This is a genomic window from Cryptosporangium japonicum (assembly GCF_039524755.1).
Taxonomy (GTDB): Bacteria; Actinomycetota; Actinomycetes; order Mycobacteriales; family Cryptosporangiaceae; genus Cryptosporangium; species Cryptosporangium japonicum.
Map to the genome: position 1 here is coordinate 465,556 of NZ_BAAAGX010000006.1, position 24,489 is coordinate 490,044.

A 24,489-nucleotide genomic window follows, 5' to 3' on the forward strand; every position below is an offset into this window, starting at 1 on the left:
CACCGCTACTCTGGGTTTGCCCCGCGGCCGGACGAGGTACGGCCCGGGAGGTACCCGAAGTCGACCCGGAGGCGCTAACCGTGTCCGAGCCACTGCCGGGTGATGTCGTGCCCTCCGACCCGGAGGAGGTCCACACCGAGGCTGAACTCGAGGCGTTAGCCGAGATCATGCCCTCGCTCGAGGACACTTCGGAATCGGCGGCAGACGCATCGTCCTGGCCCCGCGAGGTCCTCGACCCGGAGGAACCACTCTCCGGGCAGATCTCTCCACCCGCCAACCAAGCCGCCCGGCAGGGCGCGGCCACCGCCACGGTGGTGAGAGCCGCCGGCATCCGCAACGGCGGCTCGGTGATCCGCCCCTCCACCGGTGCGAGCGTCCGCTGGACGCCGATCGAGGCCGTCGCGGACGAGTACGACGACGTCCAGCGCCTGGCGAACCGGGGTTACCGCTGTCTCGGCGTGATCGGCAACGCCTCCCACTTACGCGGCTCCGGCGGCCACACGCCCTGGTGCTCCGAAGGCTGGAACGGGCGCGCGTGCCGGTTCGGCAAGGTGTACGCAATCGACCTCACGGCCCCCAACATGTCGGGGCTCGAACGTTGGCTGGTCCCCCGGCTGCGTAACGGCGCGTACAAGTGGGTCTACTACATCAACATCAACGGCCACCAGTACACCCGCAAGGACTCGTTCCGCGGTACGTACTCGTCGGCCGACCATCACCTGCACCTGTCCGGCCTCGCCGGTCACGAGTCCGACAACTCGTCGATCATGCGGGACTGGGAGAACTTTCGGACCAGCGGAGGAGAAGACATGGCCCAGGTGCCGCAGGCGCAGTGGGATCGGGTGCGCAAGCAGCTCGACGCGATCGACGACACGGTCCACGGCGGCAAGGGTGGCGCGTACCGCGAGTCGGTGCTGCGCAAGGACCACTCCGACCAGGTCACCGAGCTGAAGGAGTACGTCGACCAGCGGTTCGACGCGATCGAGAAGAAGCTCGACGCGTTACTGGAGAGCACCTCCACCACGCCACCCGTGGTGTGAAACACGGCGGCGCGCCCGGGCCCGGGTAGCGTTCGCCCGGTGAAGCCGGTTCGACTCGCAGCAGCGGCGCTCGCGGTGGTGTGCTCCGTCAGTTTTCCCGGAGCCCGGCCGGCCGCCGCGGCTGACGACAAACCCTGCCCGATCGCCAAGGCGTCACCGCCGGTCAGCGCGCCGCCGCGGCCGACGCCGCCGGAGCAGGAGGACACCGACGACCCGGTCGGCGGCGAGCGGATGGGCAGCACCGGGCTGGTGCTGCCCGACGGTGTCACGGCCCCGCTCCCGAAAGGGCTGAACGCGCACTCGTGGGTGCTGGCCGACCTCGACAGCGGTGAGGTGCTCGCGGCCTGCGCCCCGCACGCGCTGCACCAGCCGGCCAGCACGCTCAAACTGCTCACCGCGCTCACCGCGCTGCCCAAGGTGAAGCCCGACCAGGTCGTCACGGTCACGTCGGCCGACCTGGCGTTCGAGTCCGGCAGCTCGGCGGTGGGGCTGGTCGAGGGCGGCCGGTACAAGGTGGAGACGATCCTGCTGGGGCTGATGCTCGTCTCCGGCAACGACGCCGCGAACGTGCTGGCGCGCCTGGCCGGCGGGGAGAACGGCGTCAAAGGCGGGCTGGCCGCGATGAACGAGACCGCGGAGAAGCTCGGCGCACGCGACACCCACGCGGCGACACCGTCCGGGCTCGACGGGCCGGGCCAGTGGACCAGCGCGTACGACCTGGCGCTGATCGCGAAGGCCGACTTCGCCCGCGCCGACTTCCGCAAGTACACCGCGACGAAGTCGGCGCAGATCCCCGGCCAGAAGCCGAACGTGCAGCCGCCGCGCACCTACGCCGGTTTCCAGATCCAGAACGACAACAAACTGCTCTACAACTACGACGGCGCGATCGGCGGCAAGACCGGCTACACCGACACCGCCCGGCACACCTACGTGGGCGCGGCCAGCCGCAACGGGCGGCGTCTGGTCGTCACGATGCTCGACGGCGAGCACCGGCCGCAGCCGCTCTGGCAGCAGGCGGCCGGCCTGCTCGACTGGGGCTTCGCACTGCCGTCGACGACGGAGTCGGTGGGCCGCCTGGTCAGCGACGCCGACGACGCGAAAGCCACCGCCCCGGAGAAGGCACCGGAAGCGTCCCGGACGGAGGCCGTGGTTCCCGACGGCACCGCGGAGGGGCCGTCGCCATACTTCGTGGGCGCCGGGGTGACCGGGATCAGCCTGCTGGTGCTCGGGATCGGGCTGCTCAGGGCTCGACAGGTGCGCGCCCGGGCACGGCGACGTCGGTCGGCGCGGCTACCGCATCCGGTCGGTCCCGGCGGGGCGCCCCGGACCCAGCGTCGCGAACCGGATCGGGGTCCGTCGGGTCCTCGACCGCGGGCGGCCGGTCGTCCTCCGCAGCGATATAGCTCACCTTCGGCTCGGCGGCCGACTGACCCTCGTCGGCAGGAGGGGCCTCGATGACCGCGACCACCTCCACGCAGTCGCCGTCCTCCGGGGAGGCGTTGCGGTCGATGACCACACCACCGCGCGCGGCCACCGCGGTGAGCGCGGCGCAGTAGAGCAGCAACTGGTCGAACAGGTTCAGGAAGACGAGGAGCCCGACCGTGCCGGCCACCACCGTGTAGGCCGGGTTGGACTCGGTCGTCCTGATGTACACCCGGCCGACGGTCTTGAGCAGCTCCAGGCCCACCGCGCCGAGCAGCGCCGGGCCGATCACCCGTCGGAACGACATCCGCAGCCGGGGCAGCCCGGCCAGGAACCCGACGAACGCGACGACGTTGACGACCAGCCCGGCGACGAAGGCCAACACACCCAGCGTGGTGTCCCCGACGCCGTGGCCGTCCTGCCCGGCCGCGCCGAGCAGCCACTCCGCGCCGCTGTTGAGCACGACCGTGACGCCGACCGAGAGCAGCAGGGCGGCACCGAGCCCGAGCAGCGCCGCCAGGTCGCTGAACGTGCGCAGGAACCAGTTGCTCGGGTACTCGTTGCGCCGCCAGACGGCGCGCACCGACGTGCGGACGCAGTCGACCCAGCGCCACCCGGCGAACAGGAAACCGATGACGCCGATGACGCCCGCGGTGTTGCGCGCGTCGGCGATCGCGGTGACCGGCAGGCCCGGGATGTTCTGCCGCAGGAACGTCTCGACGCGCAGCGTCAGCACGGCGTCGTCGGAGAGCAGGAACCCGAGCACGGAGAACGACAGCAGCAGGAGCGGGAAGACCGCCAGGAACGCGTAGTAGCTCATCGCCGCCGCGAGGCGACCGCCGTTGACCTGGTCGAACCGGACGGCGGCCCGGATCATCGTGTCGAACCACCGGTGGCGTTGCCGGGCACGGCGCACCGGACCGACGACGCGGGCCGGAATCCCGGGGAACGCGACGAACCTGTCAGTCATGCCGCGCCCCCCTCGGCCCCCTACGTGGAGAAGGGGAAATCCTGCTGCGGACGCCATCGCCCGTCGACGCCGTGCTCGAACAACGTAAATCCCGGTACCCGGAATCGCGCTTCGAAATGCGCGAGCTGCGCGTAGACGCGGTCCAGCGTGTCGTCGTCGAGGTCGTGCGCGACGGTCACGTGCGGGTGGTACGGGTAGAGCCGTTCGCGGTCGAGCGGACCGGTACGGACGTCCTTCTCCAGCATCTCGCACTCGCTGATGCCGCTCGCGACGGCCACGAACACCACCGCGGTGATCGGCCGGAACGTGCCGCTGCCCCGCAGGTGCAGGTCGAACGACGTGTGCCGGGTGGCCGCCACGCGCAGGTGCTCGACGACGGCGGGCACCTCGTCGTCGGCCAGCGCCGTCGGCCCGAGCAGCGTGACGTGCGCCGGGACGAACTCCGCCATCGGATCGCCGGCGGCCCGCCGGAACTCGTCCAGCTGGCCGCCGTACGGGGCGGGAATCGGCAGCGCGACGCCGATGGTGCGCGTCACGGCACGGCCGGGAGGAACCCGATGCGGTCGTACGCGGCGGCCAGCGTCGCGCTCGCGACCTCGCGGGCCTTCCCGGCTCCGATCGCGAGCACCCGGTCGAGCTCGGCCGGGTCGTCGAGGTAACCCTGGGTGGCCTTCTGGATCGGCGCGAGCGCGTCCGACACCACCACCGCGAGGTCCTTCTTCAGGTCGCCGTAGCCCTTGCCATCGTAGGCACCGGTCAGGTCCTCGATAGTGCGTCCGGAGAGGGCCGCGTAGATCGTCAGCAGGTTGCTGACGCCGGGCTTGTTCTCCGGGTCGAACACGATCTCGCGGCCGGTGTCGGTGACCGCGGACCGGATCTTCTTCGCGGTGCGGTTCGGCTCGTCGAGCAGGTCGATGATGCCGGCCGGCGACGAGGCCGACTTGCTCATCTTCGCGGTCGGGTCCTGCAGGTCGTAGATCTTCGCGGTCTCTTTGACGATGTACGGCTTCGGCACCGTGAAGACCGGCCCGAACGTGTTGTTGAACCGCTGCGAGAGGTCGCGGGACAGCTCGACGTGCTGCCGCTGGTCCTCGCCCACCGGAACCGCGTCGGCCTGGTACAGCACGATGTCGGCGACCTGCAGGATCGGGTACGTGAACAGGCCGACGCTCGACCGGTCGACGCCGCCCTTGGCCGACTTGTCCTTGAACTGGGTCATCCGGCTGGCCTCACCGAACCCGGTGATGCAGCTGAACACCCAGGCCAGCTGCGCGTGCTCGGGCACGTGGCTCTGCACGAACAGGGTGGATTCCTGCGGGTCGATGCCGACCGCGAGCAGCTGCGCCGCGCTCACCCGGGTGCGGCGCCGGAGCGTCTCCGGGTCGTGGCCCGCGGTGATCGCGTGCAGATCGACGACGCAGTAGAAGCAGTCGTGGGTCTGCTGCATCGACACCCAGTTGCGCAGGGCCCCGAGATAGTTGCCGAGATGGAACGAGTCGCTGGTGGGCTGAATGCCGGACAGCACCCGGGGACGTGTCTCACCCATGGCCAGCATTCTGTCAGGGTTGACCGCCCGGACGCTTCCCAGGCTTGATCGCTACGATCTGTGACATCCGGGGCAGTAACGAGGAGCTGACATGAAACTGCTGGTGACGGGCGGCGCGGGCTACATCGGCGGGGTGGTGGTGCGGCTACTGGTCGACGCCGGTCACGACGTCACAGTGCTCGACGACCTCTCCACCGGCCACGCCGACGTCGTTCCGGACGGGGTGACGCTGCATGAGATGTCGGTGCACGACGTGGGTTCCGTGCTCGACTCCAGCTTCGACGGCGTGCTCCACTTCGCGGCCAAGATCGCCGCCGGCGAGTCGGTGCAGTTCCCGGAGCGGCACTACCACACGAACGTCATCGGTTCGCTGGCCCTCCTCGACGCCGTGCGCGCGGCCCGGGTGCCCCGGCTGGTGTTCAGCTCCACCGCGGCGGTCTACGGCAACCCGCAGGAGGTGCCGATCACCGAGGACGCGGTGAAAGCCCCCACCAACCCCTACGGCTGGACGAAGCTCTCGGTCGACGCGGCGATCGGGGCCGAGTGCACCGCGCACGGCCTCGGTGCGATCAGCCTGCGGTACTTCAACGTGGCCGGTGCGTACATCCCGGCCGCTGGCGACGCCCTGGGTGAGCGGCACGACCCCGAGACGCACCTGATCCCGATCGCGCTCGACGTCGCGGCGGGCAAGCGCGAGAAGCTCCAGCTCTTCGGCGACGACTACCCGACGCCCGACGGCACCTGCGTCCGCGACTACATCCACGTCGCCGACCTGGCCGCCGCGCACCTCCTCGCGCTCGACGCGGTGGAGCCTTCGCGTCACAAGGTCTACAACCTGGGCAACGGCAACGGCTTCAGCAACCGCCAGGTCGTGGACGTCGTGCGCGAGGTGACCGGGCGCACGGTGCCGGTGGAGATGGCGGAGCGCCGCGCCGGCGACCCGGCCGAGCTGGTCGCGTCCAGCGCGCGGGCCGCCAGTGAGCTCGGCTGGGTGCCCCAGCGCCCCGATCTGCACTCGATCGTCGCCGACGCGTGGACGTTCTACCAATCACGCGGGTGAACTTTTCTGTTCGCCGCAAACGTGTGGGAAAGACGTGATCGTCGACAGTGTGGTCGGCGTCGCGAACGGGGAGACCGATATCCGACTGACCCGTGACGGCCGGTAGCGGACGATGCCGTCAACGGGGTGTGCAGACCAGTTGGTTGGCACACAGAACGGCTGGCATCGGGCGTGTACGGTCAGGCGGGAGTCAATGGGACAGGGCGGGAACCTCGAAGTGGAAGACCAGGCGGCACCTGTGGCACCTCCGGTACCTCCGGCTCCCCGGCATCGGCGGCCCCAACGGATTGGCACACCGCTGATCATCGGGCTCGCGGTCGTCGTCGCTCTCGTGGCTTGCGGGCTGACGATCATGTTGACCTCGGGCGGCTCCGACGACGAACCGCTGACCTCGAAGCCGACGGCCAAAACCGACCCGGACAACCCGTTGTCCGGCAAGAAGTTCTACGTCAACCCCCAGAACCCGGCGTCGCAGAACGTCGCCCAGCTCGAGGCCGACGGGAACAAGGCCGACGCGGAGCAGATCAAGAAGATCGCCTCCCGGCCGGTCGCGACCTGGCTGGCCGCGGGGAACGGCGGCACGACCGACGAGGTGTCGGCGCTCACCGACGCCGCGCACAAGGCCGGCCAGGAGGCGGTGATGACCGTCTACAACGTTCCGCACCGTGACTGCGGCCAGTATTCGTCCGGCGGCGCCTCCGACGCCGCGGCCTACAAGGCCTACATCGACGAGATCGCCGCCGGCCTCAAAACCCACGGCGGCGTGATCATCCTCGAACCCGACGCGATCCCGCACACCCTCGACGGCTGCATCTCCGACGAGGGCCAGATCGCCGAGCGCTACGAGCTGCTGGCCTACGCGATCACCACGCTCAAGACGAACCCGCAGACCCACGTGTACGTGGACGCCGGCAACGCGTCGTGGATCAAGGACTTCTCGCGCATGGTGGACGCGCTGAAGAAGGTCGGCGTCAACAAAGCCGACGGGTTCGCGCTGAACGTGTCGAACTTCGAGACGACCGACGCGAGCGTCGAGTACGGCAACAAGCTGTCGGAGGCGCTCGAAGGTGAGCACTTCGTCATCGACACCAGCCGGAACGGCAACGGCCCGTACACGGAGACCTCGGACGATTTGAAGTGGTGCAACCCGCCGGGGCGGGCGCTGGGCACCCCGCCGACCAGCGACACCGGCATCCCGGGCGTGGACGCTTTCCTCTGGGTGAAGCAGCCCGGCGACTCCGACGGCGCCTGCCGCGACGGAGCCCCCCAGGCGGGCCAGTGGTGGACGGAGTATGCGCTGCAGCTGGCGAAGGCGTCCACGTAGCGCTGAGAGCCGTTTAAGGCTTATTACGTTCACTTGAGTGAGCCCCGGCCGAGTGGTCGGGGCTCACTGCTTTTCCGGGCGTCGAGGGCGGCACCCGCCGACCAGAGAGGCGCAGGGCAGGGCAGGGCAGGGCAGGGCAGGGCAGGGCAGGGCAGAGCAGGGCAGAGCCGCGCAGGGCAGAGCCGCGCAGGGCAGAGCCGCGCAGGGCAGAGCCGCGCAGGGCAGAGCCGCGCAGGGCAGAGCCGCGCAGGGCAGAGCGGATCAGGGCAGAGCGGATCAGCGCGAGGCAGCGCAGCGCAGCGCGGGGCAGCGCAGCGCGGGGCAGCGCAGCGCGGGGCAGCGCAGCGCGGGGCAGCGCAGCGCGGGGCAGCGCAGCGCGGGGCAGCGCAGCGCGGGGCATGGGCACCGGACGGCTGCGGGGCACTTGCCACATGGAGCACGGGGCGGGCGGCAGAACAGCACGCGGCGGCGCGGGCGACACAGGACGCGGCCGACACAGGGGGCGCGACGTCATTGCGGGGTGACACGGCGGAGCACGTAGAACGGCACGGTGCACAGCGGTACGGCGAAGAGCGGCGCGGGAGCAGACGGAGATCCCGGAACGGGCACGACCCCGGACGGCTGCAAGGCATCTGGAGGGGAGTGCGCGAACCGGGGCGCTCGGTGCGTGGTGCGTGGTGCGGGACGCGTGGCGCCAGGCGCGTGAGCGGGACGCCTGGTGCCAGGCGCGTGAGCGAGGCACCTGCTGCCAGGCGCGTGAGCGAGGCGCCTGGTGCCAGGCGCGTGAGCGAGGCGCGCGGTACGAGGCGCGAGATGCGAGGCGCGCGGTGCGAGGCGCGAGATGCGAGGCGCGAGATGCGAGGCGCGCGATGCGAGGCGCGAGGCGCGCGATGCGAGGCGCGCGATGCGAGGCGCGTGGCACGAGATGCGAGGCGCGCGGTGCCAGCGCGAGATGCGAGGCGCGCGATGCGAGGCGCGCGATGCGAGGCGCGTGGCACGAGATGCGAGGCGCGCGGTGCGAGCGCGAGATGCGAGGCGCGCGATGCGAGGCGCGTGGCGCGAGATGCGTGGTGCGAGGCGCGTGGCGAGATGCGTGGTGCGAGGCGCGAGTCGCGGGCGCGGGCGCGAGGGAGGCGGGTCGCGGGAATGCGGAGCACAGCGCGAGCGAGGTAGGGCGCCGGCGGCGCGGAGCGTAGGCGAGGCGTTAGGTAGGGCCTGGGCACTGTGGGGTGAGCGGGGCAGGTGAATGGGAGTGTGCGAGCAGGCTTGGGCCTGGAGGTGGGCGCGGGCGGACTCGCCGGGGCGCCGTTCCACCGCATGGGGCGCAGGTTCGCCCGCTAGAAGAAGTTGGCCGTCGCTGAGCCCGCGTTGGCGCCCGCTGGTGTGAGCCCAACGCACAGGGCGGAGAGGCGGCGCGCGTGGATGGCCTGCCTGCCGCTGAATATCGGCGACCAGCGCTTCGCGCAGTCCCCACGCCTCGAGGCGATAGCGCGGGACGCCGGTGCGCGGACGTGCCCAAGGGTCGCCCCGCAGCGTGCACGGTCGATGCTCAAGGCCGCCAAGGTATTCGCGCCACGGCAGCAGCGGCGCGGCGCGTAGGGCGAGCGGGACCGCGGCGCGTTCGGCGAGTACAGAGCGAGCGGAAGCACCTGGAAGCGCATGGCAAACAGGAGCGGAAGCTTCAGCACAGCAGCACAGCACAGGCGCACAGCAGCGCAGCACAGCACGGGCGCACAGCAGCGCATAGGCGGGGCGCAGGCCGGGCGAATGCGGGCGCGAACGGGCTCGAGGCCGTTGAGGGGCGCGGGCGGGGCGTGGAGAGGGCCAGCAGAGCGGGACGGTGGCGGCCCCAGCACCTGGCGCAGTGCACGCGCCTCCGAGTGGCGGTGGGGAACGTCGATCTGGGAGGTACACGCGGGGTCGACGGCCACGCTGATCGGGCATCTAGGCCGCTGGTGCGGTGTCGCCGCTGGAGTCGCGGAGCGGATGCGCTGCTCGGGTTGCCAGTCCGGCCCGCGCATGCCGGCACCCGGAGAGTGAACGGCTGACCGAGTTCTCGCACAGCGCTCCCGCAGGCCACTCCCCCACGCCGAACCGTGCGGACCCGACCAACCGCGTAGAGCGGCAAACCAGCCGAAACGCGAGCCGCTACCAACCGGCACCTCGACGGCAAGCGGCAGCCTCGATGCGGCCCCAGCGATCCGAGCCCAACGCCCAGCGATCCGAGCACCGCACCCCCCGGCACCCCGAGCACCCCGGGAAACGAAACAGCGGGCCACCCCCCGTAAGGGATGGCCCGCCGTATCAAGAACGACTACTGCACCTGCACGAACTTCGCCACCGACGGGGTTCCGTCCCCGTTGGTCACGAACAGCATGTACCAACCCGACGGCACCAGGCCCCGCTCCTTCGGGATCGTCACGCCGATCCCGTCCGCGGTCTTGGTGAGGTCCAGCGCGATCGAGCGCTGCTCCACGTCGGTTGAGTGGGTCACCGTGCTCGGTCGCATCAGGCGCGCGGTCGCGATGTTGCCGGCGTCCGGCGTCGCGAACGTGTAGCTGCCGCCGCGCTTCACGGACTTGGGTCCGTCGGTGATCGTCGGCCGGTCACCGTGGTACAGGTACGCCGGCGTGAAGATCTCGATCCGCTTCTCGAACGTGCCCGGGTTCTTGTCGGACTTGTCGTACAGCGGGTCGGAGCCCAGCGTGATGACGCGGCCGTCGGGCAGCAGCATCGACTCGGCGTGGTAGTTCCGGCCGACGGTCGGGTCGGCCGCCTTGGTGAACTTGTTGGTGTCCGGGTGGTAGATCTGCGCGGTCAGGTGGTCGCTGTTGCCCTTACCGCGGTAACCCGACGAACCGTGCCCGGTGTAGAGCGTGTCGTCCGGCAGCAGCACCGTGCCCAGGTAGCGGGTCGGGGCCGGCAGGTCGGGGCCCGGCTTGAAGGTCGGCGTGGCTTCCTTCAGGTCGATGATGTCGGTGCGTGCCGTCGACTTCGGGTCCTCACCGACGCCACCGCCGCCGAGGACCATGACCTTCTGGTCCTGCGCCGGGGCGAGCAGCACCGAGGCGCTGGTCTCGTTCATCTCCGGCTGACGCAGCCCGGCGACCTTCTGGAAGGTGTTCTTCTTCAGGTCCCAGATGCCCGGGTCCCGGCCTTCCTCGGCCGGGCCGTAGCCGGCGTTGGAGCCCGAGTAGAACAGCTTCTCGTTCTGCATCAGGAACACCGACGGGTACGTCGGGAAGTACCGGTTGAGCTTGGGCTGGAACTCCCACTTCTTCGTGGTCTCGTTGTAGACCTCGGTCTTGCCGGTGTCGATCCGGCCGAACTGGTCGAGGCCGGAGAGCGCCAGCACCTTGTTGTCGGCGGTCGGAATGAGCGTCGGGTACCACCGCGGCTCGTTCAGGTTGCCGGTCCGCTCGTACTTCTCGGTGAACGGGTTGAACTCGTAGGAGTACTCCGCGCCGGTGTACTCCTGCTTCTCCATCGTCAGCTTCTCGGCGATGCCGTACATCGTCATCTTGTCGTCACCGGTGAGACCCGCGATGTCGAACTGCGTGGGGGTCGGGATGACCGAGCCCTTGCCCGCGTTCACGGCCTCGACCCAGACCTCGACCTCGCTCGGCGTGATCGTGGTGTCGGCGTGGACGCTGACCTTCTTCGCGGCGGGCACCTTCACGTCGGACGTGAGCTTGTACTTCACCCCGGTCTTCGACGTGACGATCGTGCCCTTGTCGAGCTCGGTGACGCCGCTGTCCGGCGACTCCTGCTTGATCTTCAGGACACCCGCGGCCTTCTTCACCTTGTTCTCGAGCACCTCGTACTTCTTGGTGCCGCCGGCGACCAGCAGGTTGCCGTTGGTGAGGAACGCGTGACCGGCGCAGAAGATGTCGGTCGGCGTCGTGACGATCTTGAAGTGGTTCGTGGCCGGGTCCCAGATCAGCGTCTTGAACGTGCCCGCCTTGAACTGGTCTTCCTTGTTGCCCGAGCCCGCGATGATCAGCACCTTGCCGGTCGGCAGCAAGGCCGCGTGGATCGCGTTGACCTTGAAGTTCGACGGCACGGGAAGCATGTCCCAGTGGCCGTACTCGGACTTGTACGAAGCCCGGTTGATCTGGAACTGGTGGTACTGCTCCTGGCCGAAGGCGACCATCGGCCGGTTCACGATCGCGAGGATCGCGATCACTCCGGCGGACGTCACGAGCGTGACGAGGCGGCGGCCTAACGACGGCTTTTTCCGGGGACTCATGCAGCGGTCTCCAGGTGCTGGTTGCGTGCGGACTGCGGATGGGCGGCGGCGGCCTTACGTGCCTGACGGCGACGCAGCGGGGTCTCGTAGCGCCAGATGATCACGGGCAGCAGACAGACGAAGCAGTTCAGCAACGGCCAGATCCAGAGCGGACCCCAGGCATGCCCGAGTGGGATGGAAACGATGACCAGGGCGGCGAAGAACGCGGCCCAGGCGAGGTGGAGGCTGAACGTCCGCATGCGGTCGGGGCTCGCCGAGTCGCCCTTGGGCGTGACGACGAAACCGCTCTTGCGGCCCAGCAGGGCACCGACGAACGACGAGACGTAGATCGGCGCCGACATCGTGGACATCAGCATGCCCACCGCGCCGGACGAACCGGCGCTCTCGTGCGGGCTGACGTTGTGCCGCCGGTTCCAGAGGTACAGCCCGACCTGCAGCACCGCGGCGTCCACGTAGAGCATCAGCCAGACCTGCAGCGGAACCTGCACGCCCTTCGTGCCGAGGAGGACCGAGAGAGCACAGGTGGCCGCGCCGAGCATCCAGGCGACCGCGGTCAGCGGGTAGAAGGACATCAGCAGCATGTAGTGCAGCATCCGGCGCGGGCCGAGCTTCCAGCCGCGCTTCCAGAACGAGCGCATGAGCACCTCGTCGGTGCCACGCGACCAGCGGTGCTGCTGGGTGAAGAAGTCGGTCCAGGACGCGGGGCCCTCACCGACGGCGAGCACGTCGGGCGTGTAGACCGAACGCCACTTCTTGCCGGTCGCCGGGTTCTTCGTGGTGTGGGCGACGATGCTCGTCGCCATGTCCTCGGTGATCGAGTCCTGCAGGCCGCGGATCGACAGCAGCGCGTCGATGCGGACCGCGTTGTTGGTGCCGACCAGCATCGGGATGCCGAGCCGGTTGCCGGCCCGCTGCAGCACCGAGTGGAACAGGTACTGCTGCGACTCGGCCCACCGGGTCACGAAGTTGTCGTAGTTGCCGTAGACCTGCGGCCCGATCACGAAGCCGACGTTCGGGTCGCGGAAGTACCCGAGCATCCGCTCGCAGTAGTTCGGCAGCGGCGCGTGGTCGGGGTCGACCGAGACGAACGCGTCGTACTCGCGCGCGTGGCTGATGATCCAGGCGTTGTAGTTGCCGTGCTTGGTACGCGCCTTGTGCGGACCGTGCTTGGTGTTCCACTGCGGCACGTGACGGCGGGTGAAGTGCCGGACGCCGAGCTCGGCGCACATGGCCTTGACCTCGTCGTCGTCACCTTCGTCGAGCAGCCAGACGTCGAACGGGCCGTCGTGGCGGATGTGCTTCGCGGCGATCAGCGTGCGCCGGACGACGTCCACCGGCTCGCGGCCGGGGACGATCGTGGTGAGGAACGCGACCCGCATGCCCGAGGGCGGTGCGACCGGGATCGGGTCCCGGACGCTCAGCGTCATGATGCACAGCGTCAGGACGTTGATCAGGCGGAAGAGCTCCACCAGCGCCGTACACACGATCACGAAGATCGTGGCGGCGTAGAGCGCCTGGTGGCCCTCGACCTTCGGCATCTTGCCGGCGATCAACAGCCAGGCGAAGAACGTCACTTCGACGACGAGCGCGAGCAGCGTGACGAGCGCGGTGCGCAGCGGGCGGCGGCGGAACAGCCGGCGCATCTGCACCCGGTACTCACCCTGCGGCGCGGCCTGGATCGGGCCGGCCAGCGTGCTGTAGCCCTCGTAGTCGTAGGTCTCACGGGGGCCGTGGATGCGCTCGATGCCGAACTGGCCGGTCTTGTCCAGTTCGAACGCGGCGTCGAGGCCCGTCTCGGGAACCTCTTCGCGCGCGTCGGGGCGCGAGAAGACCGGAACCGTGGCGCGGCCGATCGCGACCATGCGCGGGGCCGGGCCGAACGGCTCGTGGACGATGTTGAGCAGCGCCGTCTCTTCCGCGCTCGGCGCCGGCATCGGCGGAGCGTCGATGAAGATCGGGCGGATGTACTCGCCGCTGTCCTCGTAGCCGTGGCCGCCCCGGGTGGCGGGCTGCCGGTACTGACCGTCGGGCTGCGGGCGGGTGTCGTACTGCTGCGGAAGCGGGCCGCTCGGCGGCGGCGGCGCCTGGTGCGGCTGCTGCTGCGGCGGGGCCGACTGCGGGCGGGCCGTGCCGTAGGCGGACGGCTGGTCGTACCCCTGGTCGTAGCCCCGCTGGTCGTAGCTCTGGTCGTAACCGGGCTGGGATAAGTAGCCCTGGTCGGCGTCCGGCTCGGGGCGGGCCACCGGGATCCGGGCCCGGCCCGACGCCTCGTTGGACGGCCCGGCCCAGTCGCGGGGCTCCGGCGGAGGCGGCACGGAGGCACGACCCGGCTGCGACGGCACCGACGCGCGGCCGCGGCCGTCGTCGTCCCGGCCGGCCGGTGGCGGCACCGGGACGCTCGCGCGCCCGGAGGAACCCGGCACCGACGCAGCGCCACTGACGGGAGCACCGCTCACCGACGCGGAGCCGCTGACGGACGCGGACCCGGAGGCCGGCGCTCCGTACGCCGGGGCGCCGCTCACGGACGCGGAGCCGCTGACGGAGGCAGAGCCACTCACCGACGCGCGACCGGACGCCTCGGGCGGCCTGCCCGCGGCGTCGTTACGGTCCTCGGCGCGATCGGAACCGCCTGCCGATCCCTCGGAATCGGCGGCCGGGCGCGCCGAGGGGACGCGCACCCGGCCAACTGCCGAGTTTTGGGCTGACGAGTCGTCTTCGCTCGTCGCAGCCCGGTTCGGCGCGGTCATTGCAGCCCTCCTCCGACAGGGGCGCGCCCCTGACTGACACGGACGTGGAAATTTCCGGTGTGGCGATGGGTGACGATGGCCGACCGCTCCGTCAGCGGGCCGAAAAACTTGGATGTAACGACCACGGCGTTATTCACGCACCGTGACTCGGCAGGTCCCCTCCATGCCGTCCATCCAAGAATCGCCCTGCATTGCACGCATCTACCCTTATGTCCAACTTACTTGGCTCGGAAGCAAACGGTGCCTCCGAAGGACCGATCATAAGCAACATGCGCACTCTCATGTGAAGGTGCGGTCAAAACTTCATGTCGCTTTGTCAATCGCCGCCCAAAGCGTAGAGCAATTTCGGATTGATGACTGAAAGTCCGTTTCGGCGATCGTCAGCGATCAGTTGAAGTTGCAACGATAGAACGGAAAGTGTTGAAGGTCCGAGTTGTGCGGAAGCACTTATGTCCAGCTTTGGGGGTTCTGTAAAAGTTCTCAGGAACAGTCTCTCCCCTGGGCTGCGTGAGCGTTGTCAACCTTGCGACGGAACGGCCGCCGCTTAGAGTGTCAGAAACCTGACAGCGATAAAACGCCGGGTCCCCGTAACACTCGCCACGATTTTCTCGGGACAGTCAACGGAAACGTCGATCCGTACCGGATAAATAACGCAGAGTTAATTCATTACTCGATGTCCGCCGAGTCGGAAAACTGACGGCCCGCACGGATCATCCGGGCGGGCCGTCGCTAATAGTGATGAGCGTTTAACCGAGAGTCGCTATTCGGCGAATCGCTCGGCGGTTTCGACTACGTTCGCCAGCAACATCGCCCGCGTCATCGGGCCGACCCCGCCCGGCATCGGAGCGAGGAAACCCGCGACCTCGGCGACCGCCGGGTCGACGTCGCCGGCGAGGCCGAGCTCGGTCCGCGTGATGCCGACGTCGAGCACCGCGGCGCCCGGCTTCACCATCTCCGGCGTCAGCATGTGTGCGTGACCCGTCGCCACCACGACGATGTCCGCCGCCAGGGTGTGCTCGGTGAGGTTGCGGGTGCCGGTGTGGCACAAGGTCACGGTGGAGTTCTCAGTGCGCCGCGTGAGCAGGAGACCCAGCGGCCGGCCGACCGTCAGGCCGCGGCCGACGACGACCACCTCCGCCCCGTCGAGTTTCACGCCGTACCGCCGCAGCAACTCGACGATTCCGCGCGGTGTGCAGGGCAGGGGCGCGGGCACACCCAGCACGAGCCGGCCGAGGTTGGTCGGGTGCAGGCCGTCGGCGTCCTTGTCCGGGTCCATCAGCTCCAGCACCCGGTTCGCGTCCAGCCCGCGGGGCAGCGGCAGCTGGACGATGTACCCGGTGCAGGCCGGGTCCGCGTTCAGCCGGGCCACCGCGCCTTCGACGTCCTGCTGGGTGGCGTCGGCGGGCAGGTCCACCCGGATGCTCTCGATGCCGACCTCGGCGCAGTCGCGGTGCTTGCCGGCCACGTAGGCACGCGACCCCGGGTCGTCGCCGACGAGCACGGTGCCCAGCCCCGGCGCCACCCCGCGCTTGCGCAGCGCGGCCACCCGGTCGCGTAGCTCGGCCCGAACCAGGGCCGCCGTTGCCTTACCGTCCAGGAGAGTCGCGGTCACGCCCTCATCTAACCCGAAGTGGTTCAGACCGGCAGGACCCGACTGATCACTTGGGTGAGCTGATCGGCGTTACGGCACTCGTACATGTTCACCAGCGTGCGGTAGGCCTCGGTCGCCGAGTCGCCGCTGCCCCACGAGGCGCGCGGCTCGGGGTTGAGCCAGTACGTCCGCTTCGCGCGGTCGACGATCTGGCGCAGGTCACCCAGGTTCGGGTCGCCGCCGTTCGTCCGGGCGTCGCCGAGGACGAGCACGGACGTCCGCGGACCGATCGCGTCCAGCGAGTCGGTGACGAAGTCGCGCAGCGCCCGCCCGTAGTTGCTGTGCCCGTCCCACCGCACCACGCCGGACTCGGACAGGATGCGCTCCACCAGCCGTGCCGGATCGGCGTCGTTGTCGGCGACCAGCTCGGTCACCTCCGCCGTCGAGTCGACGAACGCGAACGCACGCACCAGGCTGAACTGGTCGTGCATCGCTTCGACGAGCATCAACGTGAAGTGCGCGAACCCGGCCACCGAGCCGGAGACGTCACAGAGCAGCACGATCTCCGGCCGCCCCGGACGCGGCTTCCGGAACGCCGGGCGCATCGCGACCCCGCCGGTCGAGAGCGACCGGCGGAACGTCCGCCGCAGGTCCAGCGCGCCTCTTCTGGCGTGACGCCGACGCGCCGCGAGCCGCGTCGCGAGCCGCCGGGACAGCGGCTGAACCGTGCGGCGCAGTGCCGCGAGCTGCTCGCGGTTCGCGGTGACGAAGTCGCGGTGGTCGGCGGCCTTCGGGATCGAGTACCGGGCGATCCGGTCACGGCCACGCAGCTCGGCGACCCGGCGCCGGGCCTCGGCCGCGACCAGCTTCTCGAACCCGGCGACCCGCTGCCGTGCCTCGTCGCGCGCCAGCCGGTCGGCGAACTCCCCCGCCGCCATCCGCTCGGCGACCGCCGCGATCAGCGTCTGCGGGCGAAGCCGCTCCATCGCCTGGTGGGCGGACCAGCCGCCGGAGCCGGGTGCGCCTTCGCCGCCCGAGCCGACCTGCCCGTACGCGCCGAGCTGCGCGACGGCCTCGGCCGCGAGCTGGGCCAGCAGTGCCTGGTCGCCGCTGACCAGCGCGTCGGCGAGGCGGGCGCGGAGCTCGTCCAGGCTCTGCGGCTCCCCGTCGGCGCGGGTGGCTTCCGGCGCGCCGGTGGCGACCGGGAAGTAGAGGTCGAACACCGCGTCGAACACGGCCTCGTGGCCGGAACGGCGCAGCAGCGTGGCCGCCAGGCCGTGCCGGAGCTGCTCGCGGTCGTCGAACCCGAGCGCGTCGACGGCACCGGCCGCGTCGATCGTCTCCCCCGGCCCGATCTGCAGGCCGTGCTCGCGCAGCGCCTGCACGAACTCGACGAGCCGGCCCGGCACCGTCATCGGAGGACCGTGTCCAGCCGCAGTCGCTTGGTCGCGTGCACCACGTCGGCCTGGTGCTTGAGCAGGACACCGAGGCTGTCGGTGACCACCTGCTCGTCGAGCGTTTCGGCGCCGAGCGCGAGCAGCGTGCGGGCCCAGTCGATGGTCTCGGCGACCGAGGGTGCTTTGCGCAGCTCCATCGTGCGCAGCGCGTTGACGACGCGGACGACTGAGTTCGCGAGTGCCTCGTCCAGGCCGGGGACGCGGAGCCGGACGATGCGCTCCTCGAGTGCGGCGTCCGGGAAGTCGATGTGCAGGAACAGGCACCGGCGACGCAGGGCCTCGGAGAGTTCGCGGGTGGCGTTCGAGGTGAGGACGACGAACGGGGCGCGGGTCGCGGTGATCGTGCCCAGTTCCGGCACGGTGATCTGGAAGTCGCCGAGCACCTCGAGCAGCAGGCCCTCGATCTCGACGTCGGCCTTGTCGGTCTCGTCGATGAGCAGGACGGTGGGCTCGTCGCCCTGGATCGCGGTCAGCAGCGGACGCGGGAGCAGGAACTCTTCGCTGAAGACGTCCGCCTTGGTCTCTTCCCAGCTCTCGTCCTGGCCGGCGGTGATGCGCAGGAGCTGCTTGGCGTGGTTCCACTCGTAGAGCGCGCGTGACTCGTCGACGCCCTCGTAACACTGCAGCCGCACCAGCCGCGCCCCACCCGCGGCCGCGACCGCTTTGGAGAGCTCGGTCTTCCCGACCCCCGCCGGCCCTTCGACGAGTAACGGCTTCTCCAGCCGATCAGCCAGGAAGACGGTAGTGGCCACGGCCGGGGACGCGAGGTACCCGGCCGTGGCCAGCTTGTCGGTGACGTCGGCAACCGACGTGAAGAACGCCATACTTACTGACGATAAACGTCAGTGGTAGAAGTGACGCGTCCCTGTGAAGTAAAGCGCGATTCCCGCTTTCTGGGCCGCGGCGATGACCTCGTCGTCGCGGACGCTGCCGCCCGGCTCGACGATCGCCTTGATACCGGCCTCGGTGAGCACCTCGAGCCCGTCCGCGAACGGGAAGAACGCGTCCGACGCCGCGACCGAACCGGCGGCCCGGTCACCCGCACGCGACACCGCGAGCCGCGCCGAGTCGACCCGGTTCACCTGCCCCATGCCGACGCCGACCGTCGCGGTGTCGGCGGCGAGCAGGATCGCGTTGCTCTTCACCGCACGCACGGCCCGCCACGCGAACTGCAGGTCGGCGAGCGTCGCCGCGTCCGCCTGCTCGCCGGTGACCAGCTTCCAGCCGCTGACGTCGTCGCCCGGCGCGTCCACGCCGTCGACGGTCTGCACCAGCCCGCCGCCGGAGACCTGCCGGAACTCGACCCCACCGCGAGCACGCTCGGGCGCGGTCAGCAGCCGGATCGACGGCTTCTTCGACAGGATCTCGACCGCGCCGTCCTCGTAGGAGGGCGCCACCACGACCTCGGTGAAGATCTCCGCCACCTGCTGCGCCATCGCCACGCTCACCGGCCGGTTCACGGCGATGACCCCACCGAACGCGCTCACCGGGTCGCAGGCGTGCGCCTTGCGGTGCGCCTCGGCGATGTCGCCGGCCGACGCGATCCCGCACGGGTTCGCGTGTTTGATGATCGCGACCGTGGGCTCGGTGAAGTCGTAGGCGGCGCGGTACGCCGCGTCGGCGTCGACGTAGTTGTTGTAGGACATCGGCTTGCCGTGCAGCTGCTCGGCCTGCGCGATGCCGGCCACCGCGTCGTGGTCGACGTAGAGCGCCGCGGCCTGGTGCGGGTTCTCGCCGTACCGCAGCACTTCGGCGCGCTCGAGCGCGATGCCCGCGAACGCCGGCCACGCGACGTCACCGGCTTCGTCGACCAGCTCGCGCGCGGTCCAGCCGGCCACCGCGACGTCGTACGCGGCGGTGTGCGCGAACGCACGCGCGGCCAGCTGACGACGGGTCGCGAGGTCGAAGCCACCGGCGCGGGCGGCCTCGAGCACCAGCGGGTACGCACCCGGCTCCACCACGATCGCGACGTTCGCGTGGTTCTTCGCCGCCGCGCGGACCATCGACGGGCCGCCGATGTCGATCTGCTCGACGACCTCGTCGTGCCCGGCTCCGGACGCGACGGTCTCGCGGAACGGGTAGAGGTTGGAGATGACCAGCTCGAACGGCGTGATGTCGAGCTCGGCGAGCTGCTGGACGTGCGCGGGGTTGCGCAGGTCGGCGAGCAGACCGGCGTGGATGTGCGGGTGCAGCGTCTTGACCCGGCCGTCGAGCGTCTCCGGGAAGCCGGTGACCTCGGCGACCTGGGTGACCGCGACCCCGGCGGCGGCGATGCGTGCCGCGGTCGAGCCGGTGGAGACGATCTCGACGCCGAGCTCGGCCAGACCGACGGCGAGCTCTTCGATCCCGGTCTTGTCGTACACGCTGATCAACGCGCGCCGGATGGGCTTCCGGTCGGGTTGCGCCTGCGTCATGGGATCGAGACCTTCCTTCCAGTGACGGTCCAGCCCTCGCGGGCCAGCCGGCCGATCGAGTCGACGAGCATCTCCCGCTCGGCGACCTTGATGCGTTCGTGCAGCTGACCGACGTCGTCGGTGGACAGCACCGGGACGACGCGCTGGTCGATGATCGGGCCGGTGTCGACGCCGGCATCGACGAAGAACAGCGTGCAGCCGGTGACCTTGACCCCGTAGTCGAGCGCGTCGCGGGGGCCGTGCATGCCGGGGAACGACGGCAGCAGAGCCGGGTGGCTGTTGACCATGCGGTTCTGGAACCGGCCGAGGAACGTGGGCCCGACGAGCTTCATGAAGCCGGCCGAGACGACGAGGTGCGGGTCGTGGGCGGCGACGTCCTCGGTGAGGGCGGCGTCCCAGGCTTCCCGGGACTCGTGGTCCGACACGCGCCGGACGAACGTCGGCACGCCGAGCTTCTCGGCCCGGGTGAGGCCCTCGATGCCGTCCCGGTCGGCCCCGACCGCGACGACGTCAGCGCCGTACGCCGGATCCGCGGCGGCGTCCAGCAACGCCTGCAGCGTGGTGCCTGACCCCGATACGAGGACCACGACTCGGGCGGTCACGACGCTCCTAACCTCCGGCTGACGCCCCGAGCCTAACCCGTGGGCCCCCGCGCCGGGCACCGCGCCTACCGCACCTGACCCCGCGGTGTGAGTCGCCGCACGGACCCGGCGCGGCCCGGTCAGCCTTCGCCGGTGCGGCGGTGCGGCTGGGGCGCGCTGTCGGCGGTGGGTTCGGGCTCGCGGGGCTCCCGCGGCGGCGGGGCGGCCCGGTCGGCGGCGTCCGGCCCGGAGAACAGACCGACCACGAGCCGGCGGGCCCCGAACGGCAGGCGGTTCGCCCACGGCGGCGCGGCGGCCCCGGTGGCGTCCGGCGACCAGCGGCGGGTGGCCGACCACGCGGCCCAGGACGCCGCGGTGCGGGCGACCGTGGCACCGACCAGCGCGGCCACGGCCACCTCGACGGCGAGCACGATGCCGACGTGCCACGGCGACGGGCCGAGTTCGGAGAGCCGCCCGTCGCCGAGCGGCCCGCGTGACGCCGCCGCGGCCAGCGCGACCAGCACACCGGCCACCGGCCCGGCGATCAGCGCACCGCCGAGCGCGATGCGCCAGCGCGGCAGGGCGGCGTCCTCGGTGCGGGGCGGGCGGGCGGTGACGGCCCCGGCCAGCAGCCCGGCGATCAGCGGCGCCGCCAGCGTCAGGCTGACCATCGCCGACGCCGGCCCGGTCGGAACGGCCGCCAGCAGCGGGAACGACGGCAGTGGCGCGAGCTGCACGGTGCTGGCGTCCACCGCGGTGCCGGTGCCGACCGCGAACCCGGGCCCCACCAGGTAGGCGGTGGCCCAGACCGCCGCGGTCGGCGCGTAGAGGACGCAGAGCGCGGTGATCGCGACGCCGCCCACCACACCGGCACGCAACGAGCCGAAGACGCTGCGGAACTCCTCGTGGGTGACGACCATCTGCGCACCGGCCGCGAGCACACCCGCGGTGAGCACGGCCGCGGCCGCGACACCACCGGCCGAGGCACCGCGGCGGACGACGTCGGGCAACCCGAACGCCATCGCCGCTCCGAGGCCGACCGCCCTAGCCGCACCCCAACCGGCGCCGAACCCGGCGAGCAGGCCGGTGACGACACCGGCCGACGCCGGATCCGCCCGGACCCCGGAGGTGGCGCCGAGCAGCGCGGCGACCATGCCGAAGAACCCGTACGCGAGCCCGACCGCCACCGCCACCCGGATCACCCCGAGCCAGGACACCGCCCCGGTGGCGAGCGCGCTGTTGCGCCCGGCCCGGTAGAGCTGGCGCAGCACCACGAGGCTCAGCAGCAGGGGCGTCAGCCCGAACGGCCCGCTCGGCGTCTGGAGCCGGACGCCGTGCGCCAGCAACCAGCCGTCCGCGGCGAGCCGGAGCGCGTCACCCGCCGGCGCGCCGGACTGGTTCTCCGCCACCCAGACGACGAGCCCCACCGCGGCCATCGGCACGAGCACCACCAGCGCGGCCCAGCCGGCCGTGGTCAGCGCCGCTGCGGGCAGGGCCACCCGGGCAGGCGATGAGGGAGGAGCGCCGGGGGACACCGCCTTACTGTGACAGGCGAGTACCAAGCGGGCCTATTCGCGTCCCCCGGCGTGTCGTCCCCGGACACGACGGAGCCGGGCCCCGTCAGACGGGACCCGGCTCCGGAAAAACTCAGGCGGTGACGATCTCGCGCATGAGACGCGCGGTCTCGGACGGCGTCTTGCCGACCTTGACCCCGACGGCCTCGAGCGCTTCCTTCTTGGCCTGCGCGGTGCCGGCCGAGCCGGAGATGATCGCGCCGGCGTGACCCATCGTCTTGCCCTCGGGGGCGGTGAAGCCCGCGACGTACGCGACGACCGGCTTCGTGACGTGCTCGGAGATGTAGGCCGCGGCCCGCTCCTCGGCGTCGCCACCGATCTCACCGATCATCACGATCGCGGTGGTCTCCGGGTCGGCCTCGAAGGCCTCCAGGCAGTCGATGTGCGTGGTGCCGATGACCGGGTCACCGCCGATGCCCACCGCGGTGGAGAAACCGATGTCACGCAGCTCGTACATCATCTGGTAGGTCAGCGTGCCGGACTTGCTGACCAGCCCGATCTTGCCGGACTTGGTGATGTCGGCCGGGATGATGCCCGCGTTCGACGCCCCGGGCGAGATCAGCCCCGGGCAGTTCGGGCCGATGATGCGGGTCTGGCCGCCCTCGGCGCGCTTCTTCTGCGCGTAGTCCCAGGCCCAGGTGGTGTCGTGCACCGGGATGCCCTCGGTGATGACCACCGCGAGGCCGATGTTGGCGTCGACGGCCTCGATGATCGCGGCCTTCGCGCCGGCCGGCGGCACGAAGATGACGCTGACGTCGGCGCCGGTCTCCTTGATCGCCTCGGCGACGCTGCCGAACACCGGTACCTCGGTTCCACCCTCGAACTCGACGGTGGTGCCGGCCTTCTTCGGGTTGACGCCGCCCACGATCTGGGTGCCCGAACGGAGCATGCGCTGCGTGTGCTTGCGCCCCTCCGACCCGGTCATGCCCTGGACGATGACCTTGCTCTTCTCGGTCAGGAAGATCGACATTTCTCTCGGCGTCCCTTACTTCGCAGCCAGCTCGGCGGCGCGGCGGGCGGCGCCATCCATGGTGTCCACCTGCTCGACCAGCGGGTGGTTCGCGTCGGTGAGGATCTGCCGACCGAGCTCGGCGTTGTTGCCGTCCAAGCGGACGACCAGCGGCTTGGTGACCTCGTCGCCGCGCTCGGCGAGCAGCGCCAGCGCCTGCACGATGCCGTTGGCGACCGCGTCGCAGGCGGTGATGCCGCCGAAGACGTTGACGAAGACGCTCTTGACCGACGGGTCGGAGAGGATGATCTCCAGCCCGTTCGCCATCACCTCGGCGGAGGCGCCACCGCCGATGTCGAGGAAGTTGGCCGGCTTCTTGCCGCCGAACTCCTCACCCGCGTACGCGACGACGTCGAGCGTCGACATGACCAGGCCCGCGCCGTTGCCGATGATGCCGACCTCGCCGTCGAGCTTGACGTAGTTGAGGTTCTTGGCCTTGGCCGCCTGCTCCAGCGGGTCGACCGCGGAGACGTCCTCGAGCTCGTCGTGCCCGGGCTGCCGGAACCCGGCGTTGGCGTCGAACGTGACCTTGCCGTCGAGCGCGATGATCCGGCCACCGGGGGCCTTGACCAGCGGGTTGACCTCGACGAGCGTCGCGTCCTCACCCACGAAGACGTCCCAGAGCGCGACGACGGCCTTGGCCGCCTCGTCGAGGGTGTCCTCGGGGAACTTGCCGGCGACCAGGATCTCGCGGGCCTTCGCCTCGTCGACCCCGTCGACCGCGCTGACCGGGATCTTCGCGAGCGCGTCGGGGTTGTCGACCGCGACCTGCTCGATCTCGACGCCACCCTCCCGGCTGGCCATCGCGAGGAACGTGCGGTTGGCCCGGTCGAGCAGGAAGGAGAAGTAGTACTCCTCCTCGATGTCGCTCGCCTCGGCGACCAGCACCCGGTGGGCGATGTGGCCCTTGATGTCCATGCCCAGGATGTCGGTGGCGCGGGCCTCGGCCTCGTCCGGGTTCTCGGCGAGCTTGACGCCGCCGGCCTTGCCGCGGCCGCCGACCTTCACCTGTGCCTTGACGACCACCTGCTTGCCGACCTTCTCGGCAATGCTGCGCGCCTCGGCCGGGGTGTCGGCCACCGAGCCGGCCAGCACGGGAACCCCGTGCTTGGCGAAGATGTCCCTCGCCTGATATTCGAACAGGTCCACTGCCGCGTCCGTCCTCGCTCGTTTCGACGCGGGTCGAAGCCGCCGCTCGGCCCGCTGTCGCTGCCTCGTCGCATGGTGCCGAAGTGCATCCGTCGGTCGCGGAGCGGCCGGGCCGGCCGAGCCGGTGGCACGACGATGACGGGTATCCGACACCTCTCGCCGCAGGCTATCGGGGCCGACACGGGCCGTGCGTCTCCGCGCCGGTGTGTTACCTCACAAGCACGACGATACGAACATCACGTGTCCGGTCGGACACCGGGATGGCTCCAGGTCACGGCGGTATCACTGACCTCACGAGCCCCGGATGTGACATCCGCCCCCGTGGCCCCGTTACCGCGGGCGCGGCCACGCGTTGT

The 24,489-nt window shown here is 70.6% G+C and carries 16 protein-coding genes and 1 pseudogene; 4 read left to right on the forward strand and 13 right to left on the reverse strand.

Annotated elements, in window-relative coordinates; all coding sequences use genetic code 11:
- The first annotated feature begins 80 nt into the window (after positions 1-80).
- The gene (locus ABD437_RS07120; protein WP_344647926.1) at positions 81-1,040 is read left to right on the forward strand and encodes a hypothetical protein; all 960 of its coding nucleotides are present in this window, start codon (positions 81-83) and stop codon (positions 1,038-1,040) included.
- A gap of 39 nt (positions 1,041-1,079) precedes the next feature.
- Positions 1,080-2,498, forward strand: coding sequence for a D-alanyl-D-alanine carboxypeptidase family protein (locus ABD437_RS07125; protein ID WP_344647927.1), 1,419 nt, complete (start codon positions 1,080-1,082; stop codon positions 2,496-2,498).
- A gap of 79 nt (positions 2,499-2,577) precedes the next feature.
- Here ABD437_RS07125 and ABD437_RS07130 read toward each other — a convergent pair.
- From ABD437_RS07130 to trpS, 3 genes and pseudogenes are all read right to left on the reverse strand, one after another.
- A pseudogene (locus tag ABD437_RS07130) lies at positions 2,578-3,489 on the reverse strand (YihY/virulence factor BrkB family protein); the annotation flags it as partial.
- Positions 3,453-3,968, reverse strand: coding sequence for a 2'-5' RNA ligase family protein (locus ABD437_RS07135; protein WP_344647928.1), 516 nt, complete (start codon positions 3,966-3,968; stop codon positions 3,453-3,455). The gene ABD437_RS07135 and the pseudogene ABD437_RS07130, both read right to left, overlap by 37 nt.
- Entirely contained in the window at positions 3,965-4,978 is a 1,014-nt protein-coding gene (trpS, locus tag ABD437_RS07140) for a tryptophan--tRNA ligase (protein ID WP_344647929.1), read from the reverse strand. Before trpS ends, ABD437_RS07135 begins: the two co-directional genes overlap by 4 nt.
- 91 nt (positions 4,979-5,069) lie before the next feature.
- Here trpS and galE point away from each other — a divergent pair, with 91 nt between their 5' ends.
- Positions 5,070-6,038 (forward strand): UDP-glucose 4-epimerase GalE, encoded by a 969-nt coding sequence (galE, locus tag ABD437_RS07145; RefSeq protein ID WP_344647930.1) that lies wholly within the window; start codon positions 5,070-5,072, stop codon positions 6,036-6,038.
- A 352-nt stretch (positions 6,039-6,390) separates the two neighbouring features.
- On the forward strand, positions 6,391-7,362 hold the full coding sequence (locus tag ABD437_RS07150) for a glycoside hydrolase family 6 protein (protein WP_344647931.1): 972 nt from the start codon (positions 6,391-6,393) through the stop codon (positions 7,360-7,362).
- Between the two features lie 2,314 nt (positions 7,363-9,676).
- Here the strand turns inward: ABD437_RS07150 and glxA are convergent.
- From glxA to sucC, 10 genes are all read right to left on the reverse strand, one after another.
- Positions 9,677-11,611, reverse strand: coding sequence for a radical copper oxidase GlxA (glxA, locus tag ABD437_RS07155; RefSeq protein WP_344647932.1), 1,935 nt, complete (start codon positions 11,609-11,611; stop codon positions 9,677-9,679).
- Positions 11,608-14,034 carry a glycosyltransferase family 2 protein gene (locus tag ABD437_RS07160; protein WP_344647933.1) on the reverse strand — a complete coding sequence of 809 codons (2,427 nt, stop codon included), beginning with the start codon at positions 14,032-14,034 and terminating at the stop codon, positions 11,608-11,610. The genes glxA and ABD437_RS07160 overlap by 4 nt, the downstream gene beginning before the upstream one ends.
- Positions 14,035-15,118: 1,084 nt before the next feature.
- Positions 15,119-15,970, reverse strand: a complete 852-nt coding sequence (locus ABD437_RS07165; RefSeq protein WP_344647934.1) for a bifunctional methylenetetrahydrofolate dehydrogenase/methenyltetrahydrofolate cyclohydrolase — start codon at positions 15,968-15,970, stop codon at positions 15,119-15,121.
- A 23-nt stretch (positions 15,971-15,993) separates the two neighbouring features.
- Positions 15,994-17,364, reverse strand: coding sequence for a vWA domain-containing protein (locus tag ABD437_RS07170; protein ID WP_344647935.1), 1,371 nt, complete (start codon positions 17,362-17,364; stop codon positions 15,994-15,996).
- Complete coding sequence (locus ABD437_RS07175; RefSeq protein ID WP_344647936.1) at positions 17,361-18,230, reverse strand: AAA family ATPase; 870 nt, start codon at positions 18,228-18,230, stop codon at positions 17,361-17,363. Before ABD437_RS07175 ends, ABD437_RS07170 begins: the two co-directional genes overlap by 4 nt.
- A gap of 18 nt (positions 18,231-18,248) precedes the next feature.
- Positions 18,249-19,820, reverse strand: coding sequence for a bifunctional phosphoribosylaminoimidazolecarboxamide formyltransferase/IMP cyclohydrolase (gene purH, locus ABD437_RS07180; RefSeq protein WP_344647937.1), 1,572 nt, complete (start codon positions 19,818-19,820; stop codon positions 18,249-18,251).
- Positions 19,817-20,422 carry a phosphoribosylglycinamide formyltransferase gene (gene purN, locus ABD437_RS07185; RefSeq protein WP_344647938.1) on the reverse strand — a complete coding sequence of 202 codons (606 nt, stop codon included), beginning with the start codon at positions 20,420-20,422 and terminating at the stop codon, positions 19,817-19,819. The genes purH and purN overlap by 4 nt, the downstream gene beginning before the upstream one ends.
- 119 nt (positions 20,423-20,541) lie before the next feature.
- Positions 20,542-21,900 carry a cell division protein PerM gene (locus tag ABD437_RS07190; RefSeq protein WP_344647939.1) on the reverse strand — a complete coding sequence of 453 codons (1,359 nt, stop codon included), beginning with the start codon at positions 21,898-21,900 and terminating at the stop codon, positions 20,542-20,544.
- Positions 21,901-22,048: 148 nt separating this feature from the next.
- Entirely contained in the window at positions 22,049-22,945 is an 897-nt protein-coding gene (sucD, locus tag ABD437_RS07195; protein WP_344647940.1) for a succinate--CoA ligase subunit alpha, read from the reverse strand.
- A 15-nt stretch (positions 22,946-22,960) separates the two neighbouring features.
- The gene (sucC, locus tag ABD437_RS07200) at positions 22,961-24,133 is read right to left on the reverse strand and encodes an ADP-forming succinate--CoA ligase subunit beta (RefSeq protein WP_344647941.1); all 1,173 of its coding nucleotides are present in this window, start codon (positions 24,131-24,133) and stop codon (positions 22,961-22,963) included.
- Between the last annotated feature and the right edge of the window lie 356 nt (positions 24,134-24,489).

Bases quoted from the DNA above. Each gene is read 5' to 3' on its own strand.
- galE (WP_344647930.1), top strand. From the start codon at position 5,070: ATGAAACTGCTGGTGACGGGCGGCGCGGGCTACATCGGCGGGGTGGTG.
- ABD437_RS07175 (WP_344647936.1), bottom strand. From the start codon at position 18,230: ATGGCGTTCTTCACGTCGGTTGCCGACGTCACCGACAAGCTGGCCACG.
- trpS (WP_344647929.1), bottom strand. From the start codon at position 4,978: ATGGGTGAGACACGTCCCCGGGTGCTGTCCGGCATTCAGCCCACCAGC.
- ABD437_RS07170 (WP_344647935.1), bottom strand. From the start codon at position 17,364: ATGACGGTGCCGGGCCGGCTCGTCGAGTTCGTGCAGGCGCTGCGCGAG.
- glxA (WP_344647932.1), bottom strand. From the start codon at position 11,611: ATGAGTCCCCGGAAAAAGCCGTCGTTAGGCCGCCGCCTCGTCACGCTC.
- purH (WP_344647937.1), bottom strand. From the start codon at position 19,820: ATGACGCAGGCGCAACCCGACCGGAAGCCCATCCGGCGCGCGTTGATC.
- sucD (WP_344647940.1), bottom strand. From the start codon at position 22,945: ATGTCGATCTTCCTGACCGAGAAGAGCAAGGTCATCGTCCAGGGCATG.
- ABD437_RS07150 (WP_344647931.1), top strand. From the start codon at position 6,391: ATGTTGACCTCGGGCGGCTCCGACGACGAACCGCTGACCTCGAAGCCG.